Consider the following 22110-nt stretch of genomic DNA (forward strand, 5'->3'; position numbering starts at 1 on the left):
TTTTGCTTGCCCATCCTCAACTCGCTGATTTTAAACAATTCTTTATTTGGCTTACTCATTGCTTTTCACTTTCTGAAGATTAACTGTCGCAATAAATGCGATCCACTAAAGAAGGAAACGACAATGCCAACTCCATGCTATATCTCCATCGAAGGAGAAACCCAGGGATTAATTACGGCCGGAGCCTGCACCGCTGACTCTATTGGTGACTCCTATGTTGAAGGTCATGAAGATGAAATGCTGGTACAGCAGTTTGACCACACAGTCACAGTGCCAACCGACCCGCAGTCAGGACAGCCATCCGGCCAGCGCGTACATAAGCCTTTCATGTTCACTGTCTCTTTAAATAAAGCCGTGCCGCTGTTGTACAACGCACTTTCTTCAGGAGAGAAAATGAAGAAGGTAGAACTCAAATGGTACCGAACGTCCATTGAAGGCAAGCAGGAGAACTTCTTTACCACAGCTCTGGAAAGCGCCTCAATCGTAGACATCAAATGCGAAATGCCCCACTGCCAGGATCCGACCAACGCCGACTTTACCCAAAACCTGACGGTGTCCATGTCCTACCGCAAAATCACCTGGGACCACGTAAACGCAGGCACCTCCGGCTCCGACGACTGGCGCAAACCAGTAGAAGCCTAAATTTATCTAATAAAAAAGGGCTGGTGCAAACACACCAACCCTTTTCAAAATAAGTTCCCAGGCCCTGTAGGACGAAGTCCGTCCCCATAGCCCGCAACCTATATTCTATTACTTAACACGACCTACATATTCAGCAGAACGTGTATCAACCTTAACAACTTCACCAATCTGAATGAACAGAGGAACGCGAACTACAGCGCCAGTTGAAAGTGTTGCAGGCTTACCACCAGTACCCTGAGTATCGCCTTTCAGGCCTGGGTCTGTTTCAGTTACTTCAAGCTCAACAAAGTTAGGCGGAGTCACTGTAATTGGGTTGCCGTTCCACAGAGTGATCATACAAGTATTGTTTTCTACCAGCCACTTAGCGTTGTCACCAACCGCTTTTGCATCCGCCGCAATTTGTTCGAATGTTTCTGCGTTCATAAAGTGGTAGAATTCGCCGTCTGAGTATAGATAATCTAGATCGATATCCATTACGTCTGCAACTTCACAGGTTTCGCCAGACTTGAATGTTTTCTCTAGCACCTTACCAGAAAGTAGTTTACGAATTTTCACGCGGTTGAACGCCTGACCTTTACCCGGCTTAACGTATTCGTTTTCAAGAATTACGCAAGGCTCGTTATCAAGCATTAGTTTCAGGCCGCCTTTGAATTCATTAGTGCTAACTGTAGCCATTGTTTCCTCTTATCGTATTTTCGAGTCAAATTTAATGCCGCATATAATAACCCGAAAATCAGTCGCTGCCACGCAAAACTGGACCAACGAACTGACTAATGCGATCTCAGACCCTGAGAAATTGCTTCAACTGCTTAATATTCCTGAGTCAGACTGGCCTGAAAAGTACTCAGAAGCCAGAAAGCAATTTGCCCAGCGGGTACCATTAAGCTTTGTCGCCAGGATGGAAAAGGGAAATATTAAGGATCCTCTTCTTAAACAGGTGCTGCCAGTCTGCGAAGAACTGGAGCTTCATCCGGGCTACAGCGCCGATCCTTTGGAAGAACAGGATAACGATCAGCCGGGATTACTTCACAAGTATAAAAACCGGGCTCTACTGATCCTAAAAGGCGGCTGTGCAATCAACTGCCGTTACTGCTTCCGCAGGCATTTTCCCTACAGCGATAACAAGGGTTCAAAAGCGGTCTGGCAGGAAAGCATCAACTACATTAAACAACATACTGAGCTTAACGAAGTGATTCTCTCCGGCGGCGATCCCCTGATGGCAAAAGATCAGGAGTTATCCTGGCTTTTTGAACAGATCAGTAAAATCGCGCATATCAAAAGACTGAGAATTCACACCCGCCTGCCTGTAGTGATCCCTTCCAGAATTACGGATGATCTCTGCCATCTAATCAGGAGCACCCGGCTTCAGGTGGTGGTGGTCTCACATATCAACCACACCAATGAGATCGATGACTCACTCAAAGCCTCCTTTGCAAAACTCAAATTCGCCGGTGCCCACCTGCTAAATCAGGGCGTACTGCTTAAAGGTGTTAACGACTCAGTTAAAGCTCAAGTCACTCTCAACGAATCCCTGTTCGATGCAGGAATCCAGCCCTACTACTTGCACGTACTGGACAAAGTTCAGGGCGCAGCGCATTTCTTTATCGATGATGAAAGAGCGAAGGAGATTATGCGCGGAGTGATGAAGGAAACCTCGGGGTATTTGGTACCTAAGTTGACCAGGGAGGTTGGGGGGAAGCCTAGTAAGACTACGCTGGATTTAAATATAGAATAAAGGCTATGGGGCTATGGGGCTATGGGGCTATGGGGCTATGGGGACGCTACCCTATAGCCCTATTACCCTCAAGGACGAAGTCCGTCCCCTTCACCATTATCTATCCGTACTCTCAAATATCTTATCCGCCGAAGCCGCAACAAATCCCTGATACAAGTTCCCGTCCGCCATCGGATAACGTCTGGCGAACTCGTAAAATCCTCCGGGGATAAGCTGCTTACCGTCTGAGAATTGCACTTCAACTTTATCGGCCATGGTTGAAGACTGTTCCAGAAGCACGTCGGGTGAACCTTTTACTTCGCCGCCTGACTCGTTGATTCTGAAGCCTGCTTTGCGCAGATGATCGTTTACCTGCTTCACTTCATCGAAAGTATTCAGTTGGTTAACACTGACAGTGAAGTGGTTAGCACCATACCCATGGGCCGATAACCAGGCGGCGTACTCGCTCTCTTTTGACAGCGTGAGATAGTCTTCATAGCTGATATCCCACAGGCGGCCGCCATAGAGAAAATCATTCACCGCCAGTTTTGAACCGTCTGCCTGCGAAACTAAACGCTTAACTATGGCACCCAGCTCTTCGGAACATAACCCGACCTCAAGCTGGCTGATAAATACCTTAGGTTGAGTGGTGTCAGGGTGCTCAAAGTGTTTGGCGGTTAGCTTCTTACTTTCAAACACATAGTTTCCGCACTCTTTGTAACCCAGCTCCAGATAATGCTGAGCAAGTACATCGATACCAAGTCCTTCAACACCAAAGGTACGCATGGCGATATGATCGTTGATCAGCGCTTCATCTTCCTGAAGAAGATCATGCACTTTTTGTGCAGAAGGGCAAAGGCGGGAGGTATAGTCCTGCCATAATGAATGAAACAGTTGGTCCGGTGACATATATCCCCCTTAACCTATCAACTTCATATAGTTCCCAACTCATCGGTCACTAATACGCGCCGGAGTTTACGTGAGGTGAAGGAGGTGGTGTGATATTTCAAAACCTACTTGCCAGGGATGGCAAGTTGGAGCCCCATGGATGGGTTTATGCGTTTTTGAAATATCATGCCGCCTTCTTCACCGGGTACCACTAAACCTAGAGCTTAACCCCAGGACTTAACGTATCCGGAAGCACAGTCTCACTCCCCTCCATAGACGCCATAGGATAAGCGCAGTAGTCCGCCGCGTAATAAGCACTAGGGCGAAGATTCCCCGATGCTCCCGGGCCGCCAAATGGCGCATCTCCACTGGCTCCGGTTAACTGCCGGTTGCGGTTAACTATGCCTGCACGGATATGCTCAACAAAGTATTCCCACTCGGCATCATCGGTAGATACCAGACCTGCCGACAAACCAAACCGGGTATCGTTCGCAAGCTCCACCGCTTTCTCTAATCCCTGATAACGAACCACCTGAAGCAGCGGTCCGAAATACTCTTCATCCGGCAGCTCAGCTATTGCGGTCACATCAATCACTCCCGGAGTAACAAAAGCGGCATAAGTATGTCTTGCCTCAACCAGACTCACACCACCAAGAAAGATCAGGTTTCTCTGGGCAGAAACAATATTCCTGGCCGCCTGCACAGAAATCTGCGGCCCCATAAATGGCTGTGGTTCGGCAAAAGGCTCATCAACCCGGATCTTTTCCGTCACTTCAACAAGCCTGTCAATCAGCGCGTCACCATTAGCTCCAACAGGAACATACAACCTTCTGGCACAGGTACAACGCTGTCCGGCACTGATAAAGGCAGACTGGATAATGGTATAAACCGTTGCATCAAGGTCGCCATATTTTTCCGAGATAACCATGGGGTTATTTCCGCCCATCTCCAGCGCCAGCATCTTTTCCGGATGTCCGGCAAACTGTCTGTGCAGGATATGCCCTGTATTGGCACTGCCGGTAAACAGCAAACCGTCAATCCCTTTCGACTCAGCCAGAGTTACCCCTGTCTCCTTCGCCCCCTGAACCAGATTGATAACCCCGTCGGGTAAACCCGCTTTTTCCCACAGTTTTATAATAAACTCAGCGGTAGCCGGGGTCTGCTCGGAAGGTTTATAAACAATGGTATTTCCTGCCAGAAGAGCCGGAACCATATGACCATTGGGTAAGTGTGCAGGAAAGTTATAAGGGCCGAATACGGCCATAACGCCTAACGGACGATGGCGCAAAACTATCTGATTGCCACCAGCCTCCCGCTCTGTTTGTCCGGTTCTCTCCTGATAAGCGCGGATAGAAATCGTCACCTTACCGGCAACCGCAGCAGCTTCCGTCTTTGTTTCCCAAAGAGGCTTGCCGGTTTCTTCGGCTATCACTTCTGCGATGCCGTCGATGTTCGCTTTCACCTCCTCAGCAAAAGCCAGAACGATTTTCTCCCGGGCTGCATAGCTTAGTTTTTTCCACTCAATAAATGCCCTGCGGGCAGACATAACGGCCTGCTCAACCTGAGCCGGAGTTGCGCTAACGCCCTGCCAGATCACCCTCTCGTTGTAAGGGCTGACTGAGGTCATCTCCTCTCCCTGTCCTTGCACCCACTGACCTGAGATCCACTGAGTCATAACACTTTCCTTAGTTGTGGTTATAAGAGGCTACATAGCCAGCATACGTACAAAGTCGCCCTGTTCGACCTGCAGAGCATCTGCGACTTCCGGGGTAACAATGACCGACTCACTCGCTTTATCGTAAGCAGCCTTAGTGGCAACAGCCCGGAAATCTTCAAACGAAGTGTTGGTGACCAGATAATCCTGTGAACTGGAATGTTCTTTCACTTTTACACTTGCTCTGAAAGAGTTTCGTACAGATTCAATGTTTTGCAAATCGCACTCAACCGTCGGACCTGCATCAAATATGTCCACATAATCGCGGCAGACAAAGCCCTCTTTTTCCAGAAGCTTGAGTGCAGGAACCGTATTCTGGTGAACCTTACCAATAACCGCCTGAGCCTCATCACTCAGCAGGTTGATATAGATTGGCAGCTTAGGCATAAGATCAGCGATAAAGCCTTTTTTGCCAATACCGGTCAGATAGTCAGCCAGAGTAAAATCGATGGAGAAAAAATTATCCTGCAGCCATTTCCAGAAAGGAGAGTTGCCCTCTTCATCGGAAACCCCCCGCATCTCGGCAAGCACTACCTTAGAAAAGCGCTCAGGATGTTCAGCCATAAGCAGGAAGCGGCAGCGGGACATCAGTTTCCCGTTCAGGCCACCACGGAAAGAGGGTCTCAGAAACAGGGTACAAATCTCACTGCAACCTGTGTAGTTATTACCGAAAGTCAGTAGCTTCACTACATTGTTAACACCCAGCTTAGGTGAAGAGTGAACAACTTTACTGATGTGGTAGGTATAGAAAGGAACGTCCCAGCCAATGGAAGCCTCAACCGCAGTGGTACCGGCGACTTCCCCGGTTTCACTGTCAAAGCCCACCATCAGGTAGCCTTCATCACCGGGCTCATGGACCTCTTTTTTTTCGAAACTGGTAACGGAGTGGTTAATCCGGTTGGTTAGCAGTTCCTCATTCACAGGCAGAGAAGTAAACCCATGCCCGGACTCTTCTGCGCAGACTCTCAGCGCTTCATAATCGTTTTTTTTAATTGGTCTAACTACAAGCATCACACGTCCCTCCAGATGCGTTTAGCCATATTAGCGCAGGGATAGCCTGAATGGTTCTGCTAAACCATTCAGGCTCTCAGTCCCTTAATTTAGACAATGGTTGAGATTGCTTTATCCAGTCGGGCAAGCCCCTCTTCAATATCTTTTTCAGGAATCACCAGTGAAGGAGTAAAGCGTACAACATTAGCACCTGCGACAAGTACCATAAGTCCTTCTTTACCTGCAGCAACAAGAACATCGCGTGCGCGTCCCTGCCACTCTTCATTCAAAGCAGCGCCGAGCAACAACCCCTGACCACGAACTTCACTGAAAATGCCGTACTTATCGTTGATCTTATTCAGACCTTCACGGATAAGCGCTTCTCTTTCCTTCACTCCTGCAAGTGTTTCCGGCTTACTTACCACATCCACCACAGCTTCTGCCACAGCACAGGCAAGCGGGTTACCGCCATAAGTCGAGCCATGAGTACCCACTTTCAGGTGAGGTGCATATTCATCGGTCGTCAGCATGGCACCGATCGGAAAACCACCACCCAGAGACTTAGCTGTGCTAAGAATATCCGGAGTTACACCCAGACCTTCATAAGCATAGAAACTACCGGTACGACCATTACCTGTCTGAACTTCATCAAAGATCAGCAGTGCATTGTGCTTATCACACAGCTCACGTACCGCTTTAACAAATTCAGCTGTCGGGGAAACAATGCCGCCTTCACCCTGCAAGGGCTCCATCATTACCGCACAGGTTTTATCTGAGATCTGCGCTTTAAATGCTTCAATATCGTTGTAATCCAGATGAACAACATCACCCGGCTTAGGGCCGAAGCCATCAGAATATGCAGCCTGACCACCCACAGTAACCGTAAAGAAAGTACGCCCGTGGAAGCCCTGATTGAAAGCGATAATTTCGGATTTCTCTTCACCAAAGCGATCTGCAGTCACACGGCGTGCAAGCTTCAGAGCGGCTTCATTGGCTTCTGCGCCTGAATTAGCAAAGAACACCTTGTCAGCAAAGGAAATTTCCGTCAGCTTCTTCGCCAGACGAATTGCCGGCTCATTTGCCAGTACGTTGCTCAGGTGCCAGAGTTTATTTGCCTGCTCCGTAATAGCATTCACCATTACCGGATGACAGTGACCAAGACAACTTACGGCGATCCCGCCTGCAAAATCGATATACTCGTTGTCATCTTGATCCCATACCCGTGAGCCTTCTCCTCTGACAGGAATCATCTCCATCGGGCTATAACAAGGCACCATTACTTCATCAAACAAGCTGCGTTCGACTTTATTTTCCATCGTATTAATACTCCTTCTTGGTACCAATGCAGTTGGTATTTTGTCCTGTTTCTGATCAGTATTAACAACTTATTAACTATTTCAATAGCAAAATCGCCTGAATAAGTTCTTACACACCAGCCAGAAGATATAGTTATTGCTTATTTATTCACTTGTTTATCATTGTTATACAGAAAATTTTCCAAGCATTCCCTGAAAGATAAACAGATCTCAGGAAAATAGGGGGTTAAAGAAGATGAAGGGATATCTTCTGCGAATAAATTTTCATATTTCAATTTATAACAGAAGTAAGGCAAGAATGGTAAAAATAGTGATGAAAGTCGCGATTTACGTACTCAAGGTGGTAAGCAGGTATCGAACACAAACACGCATAAACCCATCCATGGGGCTCCACCGTGCCTTCCCTGGCACGGAGGGTTTGCTTATCGATACCTACTGACCACCTTTACCTTGAGTAGTGCAGAACTTGTTAACGTCTCAAAAAGTTCGCCAACAATTCATGCCCCTGCTCAGTTTTAATCGACTCAGGGTGAAACTGTACGGCATCAATCGGCAGGCTTTTGTGCTGAAAGCCCATAATCTCGTCAACAGAGCCGTCACTCTTCTCTGTCCAGGCTGTCAATTCCAGACATTCAGGCAGGCTTTCCGGCTTCACCACAAGAGAGTGATAGCGGGTAACAGTTAAGGGATTATTGAGCCCCTGAAACACACTTTTATTGTTGTGAGTTATCGGCGATGTTTTTCCGTGCATCACTTCTCTGGCCCGCACCACTTCACCACCAAACACCTGAGCGATGGCCTGGTGCCCCAGACAGACTCCCATTAAAGGCAGCTTTCCGGCAAAGTGTTCTATCGCCTGCAGAGAAATCCCTGCTTCATTGGGCGTACAGGGACCGGGAGAGATAACAAGGTGAGAAGGATTGAGCGCTTCAATCTCCGCGATACTGATCTCGTCATTACGCACCACCTTTACTTCTGCACCAAGCTCGCAGAAATACTGATAGAGGTTGTAAGTAAACGAATCGTAGTTATCAAGGATCAGAAGCATAGTTACTCGCACGGTATGAATTTAAGTGCGGTATTTTGCAGCACAAAAGAGGAAAGGCAAGAGAAATTTCCGGCACTACAAACAAAAAAGCCACTGAGGCAGACAGTCCCAGTGGCTTTCAATAAACTAAATTTGCTTACGGGCGGGCAACAAAGCCCACAGCTTCGTAAACCTTCTTAAGCGTCTCAGCAGCCTGTGCAGACGCTTTTTCTGCGCCAGTTTTCATTACAGAATCAAGGAAAACTCTGTCTTCACGGATACGCTTGTATTCAGCCTGTACCGGCTCAAGCATAGCAACAACCGCTTCTGCTACTGCAACCTTGAAGTGACCGTACATCTTACCTTCAAAGTCTTTTTCAATCTGTTCAAAGCTCTGGCCTGTTGCTGCGTGCATCAGACCCATAAGGTTTGAGATACCCGCCTTGTTCTCCACATCGTAAGCAACGCGTGGTGGATCCTGAGCATCCGTTACCGCACTCTTAATCTTCTTGGTGATTGACTTAGGGTCTTCAAGAAGCGTAATTACGTTCTTACGGTTGTCGTCTGACTTAGACATCTTCTTGGTTGCATCCTGAAGGCTCATCACTCGCGCATTCACTGTCGGAATGTACGGTTCCGGAACAGCAAAAGTGTCACCGTAAAGGTTGTTAAAGCGGTTCGCGATATCACGGGCAAGCTCAAGGTGCTGCTTCTGGTCACTGCCTACAGGAACCTGATTTGCCTGATATGCCAGAATATCGGCAGCCATCAGTACAGGATAGTCAAACAGACCCACGTTGATATCGTTCGCGTAACGCTGCGCCTTATCTTTAAACTGAGTCATGCGGTTCAGTTCACCCATCTGAGTGTAACAGTTCAGAACCCAGCCCAGCTGAGCGTGCTCAGGTACATGAGACTGTACGAACAGAGTACTTTTTTCAGGCGTAACACCAACAGCAAGACAGATAGCCAGTGCATCCAGAGTCGCTTCATGCAGCGCTTTAGGATCCTGACGAACGGTAATCGCATGCAGGTCAACAACACAGTAATGGCAATCATAATCGTCCTGCATCTGGTGCCACTGACGAAGAGCACCTAAGTAGTTACCAATACTTAGTTCACCTGATGGCTGCACGCCACTTAATACAATAGGTTTGCTCATGATTATGATTTCCTTTAATTACTTCTTCGTTTATTCAATTACAAAAAATAAAATTGCCGCCATAGTCTGCAGCAATCGAACCAGTGTACTTATTAACAAGTATTTTTCCAGAGGAGAAAGCGAATTTCTTTAGCTTTGTTCTGCCGTTGGCAAAATATCCAGAATTTCAGCCAATCTGTCTGCTACGTAGTCAGGGTTTGAGTCTGAAATAGGCTCTCCGTGGTTGTAGCCATAGGTCAGAGCAAAAGAAGGACAGCCTGCGTTTTTTGCCGCCAGAATATCGTTCCTGGAATCCCCCACCATCAGCATTTCATCGGCCGTCAGACCATGCTTTTCCAGCAGCCAGTTCAGAGCCATAGGATCCGGTTTGCGCTTAGGGAAGTCTTCACCACCAATCACATCCACAAACAGTTCATTAATTTTCTGCTGCTCAAGGATTTCAGGCACAAACATAGAAGGCTTGTTGGTCACAACAGCCAGTTTATAGCCTGCCTGGTATAGCGTATTCAGTGTTTCAAACACAGTTTCATACAGATGGCTTAGCGTGTGCCCGCATTCAGCATAAAACCTATTGAACAGGTCGCGACCTTTTTGACGTAACTCCGGGTCCAGCTCAGGATCAACAGTAAGGCTTCGGCTTATAGCCCTTGCGATAAGAATATCAGCACCGTTACCAACCCATTCACCAACCTGAGCTTCCGTAACGGCTTCATAGCCAAGAGTCTGCACCGCCTTATCAACAGCAAGCGTCAGGTCTGGCACGCTGTTTAGCAGCGTACCATCCAGATCAAATGCAATTAACTTAATTTTGTCTGACATTAGCGGTTAACCTTAGCCAGTTCTGCACGCATCTCATCAATAACCGCTTTGTAATCAGGCTGATCAAAGATAGCAGAACCCGCAACAAACATATCTGCGCCCGCTTCTGCGATTTCACGGATATTGTTCACTTTAACACCGCCATCAACTTCAAGACGGATATCACGGCCAGAAGCATCAATACGCTTACGGATATCGCGCAGCTTATCCAGCGATGAAGGAATAAATGACTGACCACCGAAGCCAGGGTTAACTGACATCAGAAGAATCATATCGATATCGTCGATAATGTAATCAAGGTATTCCAGTGGAGTAGCCGGGTTAAATACCACACCAGCCTGGCAACCGTGCTCTTTGATAAGCTGAATACTGCGATGCAGGTGATCGGTTGCTTCCGCGTGAACCGTAATCATGGTTGCGCCCGCTTTTGCAAAGTCAGGAATAATACGGTCAACCGGCTTCACCATCAGGTGAACGTCGATTGGAGCAGTAATGCCGTAATCACGAAGTGCCTTACAGATTGGCGCACCGAATGAAAGGTTTGGTACGAAATGGTTATCCATTACATCAAAGTGGATAACATCTGCGCCAGCTTTTAGCACGTTTTCTACATCTTCACCTAAACGAGCAAAATCCGCAGACAGAATAGACGGCGCAATTAAAAAATCTTTCATACCAGACCTCATGATTTGTTATTGGGGGACACATTGCTGAATCTGGCGGCAATTCTACCCAATGACGAACAAATCTCCTAGCCGGAAAATCAGATAATCACGTTAAATACATTCTAAACCAGACTCATTTTCAAACGATCTGGGCTCTGCTTTCCTTCCGGTTCGAAAAGAGCAAACAGCTCGTCGACTTTATTGCGTCCGGCACCGTTTCTGCTGATGGTGCGTTTTACCTGAACGGTATCCAGTTTGGCACCTTTGTACAGGCGCTGGGTCAGACTGGTGTCGTGGTTGGAAATAAGTACCGGGATACCACGCTCTTTGGCTGTCTTCTCTGCAACCTCAGCCAGGTTTGCCTGATCGTCCAGAGAGAAACCATTTCCGGCATAGGAAGTAAAGTTAGCTGTGTTGGATAAAGGCGCATACGGCGGATCGCAGTATATAACGCTTCCCTTCCCGGCCCTGGCAAAGGTATCCACATAGCTTTCGCAGACAAAAGTCGCTTTCTGTGCTTTCTCAGAAAAGAAGATCATTTCATCTTCAGGAAAATAGGGCTTTTTATAGGAGCCGAAGGGAACATTAAAGCCGCCTTTTTTGTTGTAACGGCACAGGCCGTTAAAACCAAAGCGGTTCATATAAAGAAAAGCAACGGAGCGAAACCAGATATCTTCGGAGGCATTAAACTGCTTTCTGGTATCCAGATAGAACTCTTTGCGGTTACATTCCGGTTTGAAGAAACGCTTAGACTCGGCAATATACTTCTCCGGCTGCGTCTTTAGCAGGTTATAAATATTAATCAGATCCTGATTAATATCCGCCAGAAGATACTCTTCGTAGTCGGTGTTCAGAAATACAGAACCGGCCCCGACAAAAGGCTCAACCAGCATGCTGGCTTCAGGCAGATGGCCCTGAATGTCTTCAATCAGACCAAATTTTCCGCCAGCCCACTTAAGAAAGGCTCGTTTCTTTTTCATTTACCGCTCTTACTACCAGAAACAACACAGGGGAGCGGAATGTACCACATTTTTTGCACAAGCTCAGCGTTAATTTCCACGCTCGATCTCCCTGTGCACCTGCAGCATGGATTTTGCCCAGGGATCTAATGTCTGGACAGAAGCAGGGAGCTCACTTCGCCCATCCCTTGCCTGTTGAATTGTCGGGTAATCTTTGTAGGTAACTATGTACCAATCCTGCTCACCCCGAACTGTCGGATAGATACGCACCCGGTTTTCCATGCCGTGCTCAGCCAGAAAATCCTGTACGTCTTCCAGCGAAGTGAGTGCCGCCAGCTGAATCGTATAGTTACGGTCTGAAACTGCCATCAGCTCATCTTTAGCAAAAGAGAAGGTAATCAGAGGCGGTTGCTCTTGCTGTGGCACCTGAGTTGTTTCCACCGGCTGCGCCGATTCCTGAGCCTGCTCTTTGGCATCTTCAACCGCTTCATCGATAATTACGGTTTCAGATGGCGTTTTACCTTCCAGAAGTGCATCAACAACGGTAGATGGTACAACAACACGCTGACCGTAGCCGTCTTCACCGACGCTTGGTGCTTCACCAACGGTTTCAATGGAAACATCTTCAGAATCATTCTCTGCACCATCAGGGCCAACCGCAGGAGTATCCTCAGCGCCCATATCAGGCATATTGCTTTGACCGTCAGCGGTCAGCACCATTTTTTCAGCGGTTTCTGTAACCGTTTCTGTTTCGGTTTCAGCCTGCTGACTTTCTTCCGCCATGGTGTCTGGTTTGGCTGGCATTGGCTGAGTCAGGAACCAGATATAGCCACCAGCAACAAGCAGCAGAAGTGCAAGAACCAGTACCGCGATTTTAAGTGGCGACCCGATAATTGAACGAATGATAATTTTTCTTTCCACTTTGCGTTCCCCTAACGCCATTATCGCTCCCGGTAGTTCAGGAACCATTCTGGCCTGCTTACGAACTCTTTTCTTCTCATCCTCCCCGTGAACATACTTCAGCACTAAAAGCTCGAGAAACTTAGCAGCTTCATCTTCTCTAAGTGCTTCTATCTCAAGGGAGATCGGTTTTAACTCTTGTCCATAGCTTAACCGAGAAAGAACCGGGTCTAAACTATTTCTGTTCGAAAACAAGACAATGTTTATATTCCAGGAAGGAATAGCCTGCGCTTCAAGAACCAGAGTCCATAATTCTGCAAGCAGGGTTCCGCTCAGCAGATGAGCATCATCGACAACCAGCACCAAGTCGCAAGCGGCATCTCCGACCATGCGGGCAAAGCTTTCAATGACAGGATCGCTTTCGTTGAAAAGGGGATTTGCCACCACCTGATTCAGCAGAATAGCGCGTCTCTGCTCATCAGACTGATTAGGGTGGCACATAAGGAGTGCCTGATTTTTATCCTGAGAATAGGCTTCCAGAAAACGCTGGGCGATCCAGGTTTTGCCACAGCCTTCAGGGCCGGAAAGGTTGATGAGATTTGACCCGAAACGACTCAGAAGCCTTAGCCTCTCTAGTAATTCAATCTGTGAATCTAAATCCAAGACTCGTAATTCGTGGGCAAAACTCATCAAATAACCCTGTTTTTATTTAGTTACGACAAAAATCGATGGCTTCTTCTATTATATTAGCAGGTACATCGGCAACCACCTCAGCAGTTCCGATATTGGTAGGAAGAACCAGACGTAACTGACCTGAAAGTACTTTTTTATCGCGCATCATATGCTTCATAAAGTCATCAAATGACATAGACTCAGGCGTATGTGTCGGCAACTTCGAACGCTCAAGCAGTGCCTTGATTCGCTCTACCTGCTCGGCGGAGATATAGCCTTGCAGCTGTGCAGTTTTAGCCGCCATTACAGTACCTGATGCAACCGCTTCTCCGTGCAGCCACTTACCATAACCCAGTTCTGCTTCAATCGCATGACCAAAAGTATGACCCAGATTCAGTAATGCTCTGATTCCCGACTCTTTTTCATCAAGGTTGACCACTTCAGCTTTAATTGCACAGCAGCGGGCAATGGCGTAAGTCAGCGCCTGCTCATCCAGTGCGTACAGCTTGTCGAGGTTCTCTTCCAGCCAGTCAAAGAAGTCTGCATCATAAATAATGCCGTACTTAATCACTTCTGCGATACCGGCAGCGAACTCTCTTTCCGGCAGGGTCTTCAGGCAGTGAATATCTATGGTGACGGATTTAGGCTGATAAAAAGCACCAATCATGTTTTTACCCAGCGGATGGTTCACCGCCGTTTTACCACCAACAGATGAGTCAACCTGCGAAAGCAGAGTGGTTGGTACCTGAATAAAATCAACGCCACGCTGATAACAGGCAGCAGCAAAGCCCACAAGATCACCGATAACACCACCGCCCAGTGCAACTAATACAACATCGCGGGCGTAGTTACCTTCAATCAGGTAGCTCTGAATTTTTTCAAACTCTTCAAGATTTTTGTACTGCTCACCGTCCGGCAGTTCAAGCACTGACACTTCACAGCCTAAAGCTTTAAGTTGTGTTGTGATCTTTTCAGCGTATAGAGGGGCAACAGTAACATTACTGATTACTACTGCTTTTTTCTTAATGGATAAAGAAGAAAAATGCGCCGGGTTATCAAATAACCCAGCGCCGATTGAGATTGGGTAGCTGCGCTCACCAAGATCGACCGTTATCCGTTCCATGGTTTGCTCTCCTGATAATTGAACTTAATGTTCTTCTATCATTTTTACGATCTGGTTGGCTACTACTTTTGCACTTTGATCATCGGTGCGTACAGTATAATCCGCTACTTCCTCGTACAGAGTATTACGCTCACCTGCCAGTCCTTCCAGCACTTCACGAGGGTTATCAGTCTGTAGTAACGGGCGCTTTTTATCGCGGTTAGTACGAGCCAGTTGTTTCTCAATAGTTGTTTCCAGGTATACAACGATACCACGAGCAGAAAGACGGTTACGGTTCTCTTTACTTTTTACTGAGCCACCACCGGTTGCCAGTACAATACCCTGCTTTTCTGTCAGGTCGTTAATAACAGTTTCTTCGCGTTTGCGGAAACCGTCTTCACCTTCAACATCAAACACCCATGCGATATCTGCGCCGGTGCGCTCTTCGATAACTGTATCGGAATCCAAAAACTCCATATGCAGTTGTTGAGCAAGGTGTCTACCTATTGTGCTTTTGCCAGCCCCCATAGGGCCAACAAGAAAAATGTTACGTTTCTCAGCCATGTTCAGCATCAATTTACAGCGTTAATTCAATGACATCGCCACCAGTTTTGTCCAGGAAGTCTCTGCTCCTGCGCTTCTGTGGCACCTATTCCTCACCGATATTTCGTGATAAGACCCGAAATTATCTAGATCTGCCAGGTGTATTGCAACTATATTTTGAAGGCAATTCGTAATTCCTTTTAAAACCAACTCGCAGAGGTAAGTAATCCACTGTTAAACAAGCGACTTTTTATCTATCCCTCAATCACTTTTGGCGTGACAAAAATCAGCAGCTCACTTTTTCTCAGATTTTCATAGCTACGGCGAAACAGGTGGCCCAAAACCGGCAAATCCCCCAGCACGGGAACCTTATTCACCGTATTTCTTACATCATGCTGGTATATTCCCCCAAGCACGACTGTCTCACCGTTATTTACCAGAACCTGAGTACCGATCCGCTGTGTATCGATAGCAACCGCCTGGCCAAGCCCCGTTTTAACCACCTCTCCCGGCTTATCCTGAGATACCTGCAAATCCAGAATCAGTTGATTATGCGGGGTAATCTGAGGTGTCACTTTTAAGCTCAGTACCGCTTTCTTAAAAGAGACGGAAGTGGCACCACTTTCGGCAGCCTCCAGGTAGGGAATCTCTGTCCCCTGCTCAATATAAGCCGGCTTTTTATTGGTGGTAATAAGGCGCGGCGTGGAAATAATTTCCGCTTTGGACTCAGCCTGCAGTGCCGACAGTTCAAGGTCAAGCATCAGATTACTGAGCTTCCCGATAGAAAATGCGATCCCGGCCGCCTGCGGATTTGCTACCCCGAGATTCACGTTCAGCAGTTGTTCAAGAGTGTCAGATTCCGGAGGTTCAGGATTAGCCAGCGCATGATTCCCCTGCAAAGAGCCGCTGGTAATAAAGCCGTCATCAACACTGGTAATTCCCCAGCGGACACCAAGCTCTTCAAGATCCCCTTCACTGACCGTCACCAGTCTGGCTTCTATCTGAACCTGCTTTACCGGTATATCAAGCGACCTCACCAGCTTCTCGGTTTGATTAATATTTTTGATAAGATCTCTGATAATCAGAGTATTGGTGCGTTTATCCACTGAAATGGCACCGCGGGGGGAAAGCAGACTGGTCACACTGTCGCCGGCTATCATTGCCGCCATATCTTCCGCATCGGCATAGCTGAGCGTCACTATACGCGATTGCAGCTCCCCCAGCTCTTCTGCCAGACGGTACTGCTCCAGCTCCTTCTGCCTCCGAAGTTCAAGTTCAGCCAGAGGAACGACCATTATCACCCGGCCATCCACAACCTGACCAAGATCCTTGGACCGGAGAATTATCTCCAGCGCCTTTTGCCAGGTAATACCATCCAGCCGCAGGGTAATATTGCCGGTCACGGAGTCAGAAACCACGATATCAAAGTCATGACATTGCCCCATTAATTGCAGCACGCTGCGGATGGAGATGTCCTGAAAATCATAAGAAACCAGCTTATGTTCAGGATGACAGGCGGGAGTTGCCAGGGATATCTGAGAGAAAACAAACAAAGCAAATACCGTCAGGCGACGGAAGTATAGGGTCATAGGTTATCCTGTCTGAAGTTTAAGTTATTGAACGGCAAGCTTCACATCCCTTTTCTGCCAGCAAGCTGCACCATCAGAAACCAGCTCACTGGCCAGGAGATACTCGGTAGTAATTTCGGACACAAGCGCACCACTGCTGCCAATCACCCGTCCTTTGCTGACAATTTCCACAAGGCCATCCGGAGCCTGCAACAGAGCCACCAAATGATCTTCCTTTCCCATCAAACCTTTCACCCTTAGCTCATGCGCCGGATACTCTGCAAACAGCTCTGGTAGCCGTTCCTGAGGGGGCCTATCACAGATAACCTGTTGCGGGTCCGGTTCGGCCTCAACAACCGGCAGACCGGCGCTAAAAAAGGGAACTCTGCTGCTTTGAGCCGTGTAGGGAACGGTTTCAGAATAAGGCAGGCTAAAGGACTCTCCGGGGACAGCCCCCGGCAAGGCCGGATTTTGTTCTTCAGGATCAAACTGATAAAGACAGGCTTTTGCGATAAACCGAACTTTCTGACTATCGGCATTCAGCCTTTCTATGCGCACATTTTGCAGATGTACGATTTTCGGCAGTTCTGAAACGGACTGAACAAACTTCCCCAGCTGATGATAGTTTCCGGTCAGTTCAAAATTGACGGGGTACTTAATCAACCCCGCACTATTTTTTGCCTGGCCTGATTCAATCTTCTGCAATAACAGCTGATGCCTGAATGCCATCTGGCTGAGAGAGGTTGGCAGAGCGGCAAGCTCACTTTCACCGATAAGGCGGGTGGACTGTAAACGGTAATATTTTTGCGCTTTCAGCAGCGAGGCTCCCAGTTCAGAGAATAACGCTTCCCTTTTCCCGGCTATCAGGTTATCCACTTTAAGCTGAGCCTGTTGCTGCTTAGCGGTTTCCAGCTCCTGAATCTTAGGATACAGATAAACTCCGGAAGCAATCGCCTGGATAAAAACAAACAGCAACACCAGAAACACCAGCTGATGCTTTAAAGGCCATTCTGCGGCCTCTTCCAGATTTATATGCGCTAACTGGCTGATATTCACTCTGCTCCCCCCTCCGTTTCTTCATCGCTGATAAGCCGGAGAGACAGCTCAAACTTCTGCGATTGAGCCAGCATGCTTCCCTCTTTACGAGCAATGGCATCGGTTTTCACCTCAGCAAAAAGCCCGGACTTTTCAAGCTCGGTGATAAAGCCTTTCAGCGCTTCACTCCCTTTGCTCGCTCCCTTTATTTCCACCCGGCCAGCGCTGACATTCAGCCTGTCTAAATGCATATTTTCCGGCACAGAGAAGGCAAGCAGGTTCATCAGGCGGGTCAGGTTATTGGTTTTATCCTTAAGGTCAGAAATCAGATCTGACTTACGCTTAACTTCTTCCACAAGCGCAGAGGTAACTTCAGCCTGTTTTTTCTTCTCCTGATACTGCTGCGTTAACTGCTTTAATACGGCTATCTCTCTGCCTCGCAGTTCAGTTTCTCCATCTATATATTCAGCCGCTATCAGCTGACAAACACCGGCAAACATCAGTGTCAGAGTAAATAAACGCCAGTAACGCTTTCGGTGCGCTGTTCTTTGAGTTTCCCGCCAGGGAAGCAGGTTAACAGGAGGAATCATACTGACCTCCGCTCCAGCCAGCGGCTCTTAGGGCAACCCCTAACGCACTGCAATAGCAGGCATCATCTTCCGGCAACTGCCCCTTCGCACCTTCATTTTTAATAAGACTAAAAGGACGGAGAGTCACACATCTGAATGTTAGCTGTTCCGACAGCCTTTCCGGTAAACCGGCAATGGACGCGCCACCACCACACAGCATCATTTCCGGCGGTCCGGTTGATGAGTCCGGCGAATAATAGAGCTGGATTTGCCTCTGAAGATGCTCAGCCAGAGACTGAGTGAAGAGAGCAATATTTTCAGCATCTGCCCCTCTGAGCTCATCAGTGCCAAAGGCGATGTTTTTATGAAATGGTTTCTTGTCCGGCGTGAAACTGCATAGCGTCGTTTTGGTTTTACCTATATCAAGCAACATGCGGTTTGCCAGGCCCGGTTTATCCTTTGCTAATATCAGGACCTGCAGCAGAGAATAAGCCTGACTATCCATCAGAATCAGTTTTAAGCCTGCTTCTGAAACCGCGCTGATATAGCTGTCGACAATATCTTTTCGGGTTCCGTGTACCAGATATTCGGTACTTTCTTCCCTTATACTCCCGGAAGACCCGGCAACCTTCATAAAGTCCAGAGATAAGCTATCTGCTGAAGTCAGCGATTGCCTTGAAAATGCCTCATAGATAGCCATCTCTTCTTCACAAACATCAAGCTCGCTATCCACGCTGACATTTTTGCTGATAACGCAGTCGTCCGGCAGCAGAACTGCTACGCGGTGGCAAAAAAGGGGAAGTTGTTTTTTCAGTTGATTTAATTTACTGACAATCTGCTGATGATCGACTTTATGACTATCGGTATAAATAGCACTGGTTAAAATTAGCTCATTGCTGCCGATAAGAGTAAACTCTTTGTCCACGAGTCTGACAGTAACGGTTTTAATGCTTTGGTGGCCGATATCGATACCAGTAACGATAGAACTTCTCATTAATTCAGACTCCGAAGATGATTAATTTGCGATAAATATGAATTTATTATTTTCAGAAAAGGTTTACCCAGAGCTATGTGTTAAGCTTGCAGGTAAATGTAGCAGCGTTTAGAAGTTAGCAGCCTCTATTAATCAGGGATTATCCGGTGAAGTTCATAAAGTACTTATTAGTTTTTTCAGTGATTTGCATCATTCTTGGAGTGGGGACAATTATTGGTTTTTACTATTATGTAAAACCAGAGCTTCCGGATGTAGCAACGCTGAAAGATGTTCAGTTACAGACACCTATGCAGGTTTACAGCCGCGACGGCAAACTGATTGCCCAGTTCGGTGAAAAGCGCCGTGTACCTGTTACCTATGATGAAATCCCTCAACAGTTAATTGATGCTCTGATCGCAACAGAAGACAGCCGCTACTACAGCCATCCGGGTATCGACCCCATAGGTATTGTCCGTGCCGCCTTTGTTGTTGCCATTTCAGGTTCAGCCAAACAGGGCGCAAGTACCATCACTCAGCAGTTAGCCCGGAACTTCTTCTTATCCAATGAGAAACGGATTATGCGTAAGATTAAGGAAATCTTTATCGCAGTCCATATCGAACAGCTGCTGACAAAAGAAGAGATCCTTGAACTCTACATTAATAAGATTTTCCTCGGTTACCGCTCCTATGGCTTTGGTGCTGCCTCACAGGTTTACTTCGGCAAAGAGCTGAATGAGCTGACGTTGAGCCAGATAGCAACACTGGCAGGTATGCCAAAAGCACCTTCAACCATGAACCCTATCTACTCGATAGAAAGAGCAACTGTGCGCCGCAATGTGGTTTTAGGCCGTATGCTGTCTGAGAACTACATTACTCAGGAAGAGTATGAACTGGCAAAAGCAGAGCCTCTTGACGGTCATTACTATGGCGCTGAAATTCAGCTGCGTGCGCCGTATATTGCCGAGATCGCCCGCGCCTGGATGCTGGAACGTTACGGTGAAGATGCCTACACATCCGGTATGAAAATTTATACCACGCTGGATTCTAAGCTGCAGAACGCAGCAAAAACAGCCACGGTCAAAAACCTGCTAAGCTACGACGAAAGACACGGTTACCGCGGTGCTGAACAGGAAGTATGGACCGAAGGTAAGCCTGCTCTGTCCGAAGATGAAATGATCAAACATCTTCGCAAGCAGCCAACTTATGGTGATTTGCGTCCGGCAATTGTTACCGGCGTATCCGAAAAGGCTGCTCGCGTACTGATAAAAGATATCGGCTCAGCTCAGATTGAGTGGGACGGAATGAAATGGGCTCGCCGCTTTATTACCGATGAAAAACAGGGGCCGGCTCCTGAAAAAGCCTCTGACATACTAACAACGGGTGAGCAGATCTGGGTCCGCCATCTGACAAAAACTCCGGTTGAAACCACTTATAATGAAGAGCCACAATTTGCCTACACCTGGAAACTGAGCCAGGTGCCAAATGCCAACACCGCATTTGTCGCTATGGATCCGGAAAGCGGTGCCGTACTTTCAATGGTGGGCGGCTTTAACTTTGTTCACAGTAAGTTTAACCGTGCAACTCAGTCTATCCGTCAGGTAGGTTCAGGTATCAAGCCGTTTATCTATTCTGCCGCTCTGGATCACGGCATGACTCTGGCTTCTCTGGTGAACGATGCACCAATTAACCAGTGGGACTCCAGCATGGGCACGGCGTGGAGACCGAAAAACTCACCACCGACTTATGTTGGTCCTGCCCGTCTGAGAATTGGTCTGGCACAGTCTAAAAACGTAATGGCTGTGCGCGTACTGCGTCAGGTTGGTCTTGATGAAACCAGACACTACCTGACCCGCTTTGGTTTTGAAGAGGACAAACTGCCACGCTCTGAAACTATCGCTCTTGGTGCAGGCAGCTTAACACCGGTTAAACTGGCTCAGGGCTATTCTGTATTTGCTAACGGTGGTTACTATATCGAGCCTTACTATATTGACCATGTGGAAACCCCGTTTGGTGAGCTGGAATACCAGTCCAACCCTATGGTTATCTGTCGTGAAAACTGCCCGGAAACAGAGCTGCCAAGTCTGGAACTGCCTGTGGAAGAGGTGGCAGAGCCTGAGCCGGAAAAAACCTATAAGTTCGACACTGAACTGGCTGAAAACGAAGCCGATGTTGCTGAGCCTTCATTGTCAGAAGACACTGACGCAAATAGTGAGTTCGCACTTCGCTATGCGCCTCAGGTGATTTCCGAGCAGACTGCATTCCTGGTAAAAGAGATGCTTTACAGCAACGTCTGGGGTGGCGGTAACTGGTCTGCCGGTACGGGCTGGAACGGTACGGGCTGGCGTGCGCAGAAGCTGAAACGTCGCGATATCGGTGGTAAAACAGGTACAACCAACGACTCAAAAGATACCTGGTACAACGGCTATGGTCCGGGAATTGTGGCAACGGTCTGGGTTGGTTTTGATACTCACGACCGTAAACTTGGCCGCACCAGCAAAAACGCTAACCTGTCTAAAGATGAACAGCATCCAGGTGGCGAAGCTGGTGCGAAAACCGCTCAGCCGGCATGGGTCGACTTTATGAGAGTGGCTATGGAAAACGTCCCGGAGCAAAAGAAGGTTGTTCCGAATGATATTGTCAGAGTAAGAATAGACAGCGAAACCGGCCTTCTTACCCGCAAGTCAGGAAGCAGCACAATGTTTGAATACTTCCGCAGGGGCACAGAGCCGAAGGAGTTTAGTGAAGACAGTACAGGCGATGACCTGAATCTCTACTCCAATGGCGGAGACGCTGGCGAAGAGTCGCTGTTCTAATGTAAAAAAGAGGGCATCAAGTTGATGCCCTCTTTTTTA

19 protein-coding genes and 1 pseudogene are annotated in these 22110 nt (G+C 47.7%); 3 read left to right on the plus strand and 17 right to left on the minus strand.

Annotated features, from left to right (window positions below; genetic code table 11):
* Positions 1-123 precede the first annotated feature (123 nt).
* Positions 124-642 carry an Hcp family type VI secretion system effector gene (locus L3Q72_RS13550; RefSeq protein WP_275130446.1) on the plus strand — a complete coding sequence of 173 codons (519 nt, stop codon included), beginning with the start codon at positions 124-126 and terminating at the stop codon, positions 640-642.
* Positions 643-750: 108 nt separating this feature from the next.
* Here the strand turns inward: L3Q72_RS13550 and efp are convergent, their stop codons facing one another.
* Positions 751-1317 carry an elongation factor P gene (gene efp / locus L3Q72_RS13555; RefSeq protein WP_275130447.1) on the minus strand — a complete coding sequence of 189 codons (567 nt, stop codon included), beginning with the start codon at positions 1315-1317 and terminating at the stop codon, positions 751-753.
* Positions 1318-1351: 34 nt separating this feature from the next.
* Here efp and epmB point away from each other — a divergent pair, with 34 nt between their 5' ends.
* Positions 1352-2377 carry an EF-P beta-lysylation protein EpmB gene (gene epmB / locus L3Q72_RS13560; RefSeq protein ID WP_275130448.1) on the plus strand — a complete coding sequence of 342 codons (1026 nt, stop codon included), beginning with the start codon at positions 1352-1354 and terminating at the stop codon, positions 2375-2377.
* A 96-nt stretch (positions 2378-2473) separates the two neighbouring features.
* Here epmB and L3Q72_RS13565 read toward each other — a convergent pair whose 3' ends face one another.
* The 16 genes and pseudogenes from L3Q72_RS13565 to pilM all read right to left on the minus strand — a co-directional run bounded on the left by L3Q72_RS13565 (position 2474) and on the right by pilM (position 19279).
* Positions 2474-3265, minus strand: coding sequence for a DUF1338 domain-containing protein (locus L3Q72_RS13565; RefSeq protein ID WP_275130449.1), 792 nt, complete (start codon positions 3263-3265; stop codon positions 2474-2476).
* Positions 3266-3461: 196 nt separating this feature from the next.
* A complete protein-coding gene (gene astD / locus L3Q72_RS13570; protein ID WP_275130450.1) occupies positions 3462-4919 on the minus strand; it encodes a succinylglutamate-semialdehyde dehydrogenase in 1458 nt (485 codons plus the stop codon).
* A 30-nt stretch (positions 4920-4949) separates the two neighbouring features.
* Positions 4950-5969, minus strand: coding sequence for an arginine N-succinyltransferase (gene astA, locus L3Q72_RS13575; protein WP_275132119.1), 1020 nt, complete (start codon positions 5967-5969; stop codon positions 4950-4952).
* An 89-nt stretch (positions 5970-6058) separates the two neighbouring features.
* The gene (locus L3Q72_RS13580; protein ID WP_275130451.1) at positions 6059-7264 is read right to left on the minus strand and encodes an aspartate aminotransferase family protein; all 1206 of its coding nucleotides are present in this window, start codon (positions 7262-7264) and stop codon (positions 6059-6061) included.
* 469 nt (positions 7265-7733) lie between these two features.
* Entirely contained in the window at positions 7734-8312 is a 579-nt protein-coding gene (locus L3Q72_RS13585; RefSeq protein ID WP_275130452.1) for an aminodeoxychorismate/anthranilate synthase component II, read from the minus strand.
* A gap of 136 nt (positions 8313-8448) precedes the next feature.
* Positions 8449-9453 carry a tryptophan--tRNA ligase gene (gene trpS, locus L3Q72_RS13590; protein ID WP_275130453.1) on the minus strand — a complete coding sequence of 335 codons (1005 nt, stop codon included), beginning with the start codon at positions 9451-9453 and terminating at the stop codon, positions 8449-8451.
* Between the two features lie 129 nt (positions 9454-9582).
* On the minus strand, positions 9583-10272 hold the full coding sequence (locus L3Q72_RS13595) for a phosphoglycolate phosphatase (RefSeq protein ID WP_275130454.1): 690 nt from the start codon (positions 10270-10272) through the stop codon (positions 9583-9585).
* Positions 10272-10946 carry a ribulose-phosphate 3-epimerase gene (gene rpe / locus L3Q72_RS13600; protein ID WP_275130455.1) on the minus strand — a complete coding sequence of 225 codons (675 nt, stop codon included), beginning with the start codon at positions 10944-10946 and terminating at the stop codon, positions 10272-10274. Before rpe ends, L3Q72_RS13595 begins: the two co-directional genes overlap by 1 nt.
* Before the next feature lie 113 nt (positions 10947-11059).
* A complete protein-coding gene (locus tag L3Q72_RS13605) occupies positions 11060-11917 on the minus strand; it encodes a Dam family site-specific DNA-(adenine-N6)-methyltransferase (RefSeq protein WP_275130456.1) in 858 nt (285 codons plus the stop codon).
* Between the two features lie 69 nt (positions 11918-11986).
* Positions 11987-13486, minus strand: coding sequence for an AAA family ATPase (locus tag L3Q72_RS13610; protein WP_275130457.1), 1500 nt, complete (start codon positions 13484-13486; stop codon positions 11987-11989).
* Between the two features lie 19 nt (positions 13487-13505).
* Positions 13506-14591, minus strand: coding sequence for a 3-dehydroquinate synthase (aroB, locus tag L3Q72_RS13615; RefSeq protein ID WP_275130458.1), 1086 nt, complete (start codon positions 14589-14591; stop codon positions 13506-13508).
* A gap of 24 nt (positions 14592-14615) precedes the next feature.
* Complete coding sequence (gene aroK, locus L3Q72_RS13620) at positions 14616-15134, minus strand: shikimate kinase AroK (RefSeq protein WP_275130459.1); 519 nt, start codon at positions 15132-15134, stop codon at positions 14616-14618.
* Between the two features lie 233 nt (positions 15135-15367).
* Positions 15368-16618, minus strand: a pseudogene (gene pilQ / locus L3Q72_RS13625) (type IV pilus secretin PilQ); the annotation flags it as partial.
* A gap of 108 nt (positions 16619-16726) precedes the next feature.
* Positions 16727-17737: a pilus assembly protein PilP gene (locus tag L3Q72_RS13630; protein ID WP_275130460.1), complete on the minus strand. Its 1011-nt coding sequence runs from the start codon at positions 17735-17737 to the stop codon at positions 16727-16729.
* Entirely contained in the window at positions 17734-18306 is a 573-nt protein-coding gene (locus tag L3Q72_RS13635; protein ID WP_275130461.1) for a PilN domain-containing protein, read from the minus strand. Before L3Q72_RS13635 ends, L3Q72_RS13630 begins: the two co-directional genes overlap by 4 nt.
* Positions 18290-19279, minus strand: coding sequence for a type IV pilus assembly protein PilM (gene pilM, locus L3Q72_RS13640; RefSeq protein WP_275130462.1), 990 nt, complete (start codon positions 19277-19279; stop codon positions 18290-18292). The genes L3Q72_RS13635 and pilM overlap by 17 nt, the downstream gene beginning before the upstream one ends.
* 146 nt (positions 19280-19425) lie before the next feature.
* Between pilM and L3Q72_RS13645 the strand changes: the two genes are divergently transcribed.
* A complete protein-coding gene (locus L3Q72_RS13645; protein WP_275130463.1) occupies positions 19426-22071 on the plus strand; it encodes a PBP1A family penicillin-binding protein in 2646 nt (881 codons plus the stop codon).
* Positions 22072-22110 lie beyond the last annotated feature (39 nt).

The organism is Vibrio sp. JC009 (genome assembly GCF_029016485.1).
GTDB lineage: Bacteria > Pseudomonadota > Gammaproteobacteria > Enterobacterales > Vibrionaceae > Vibrio.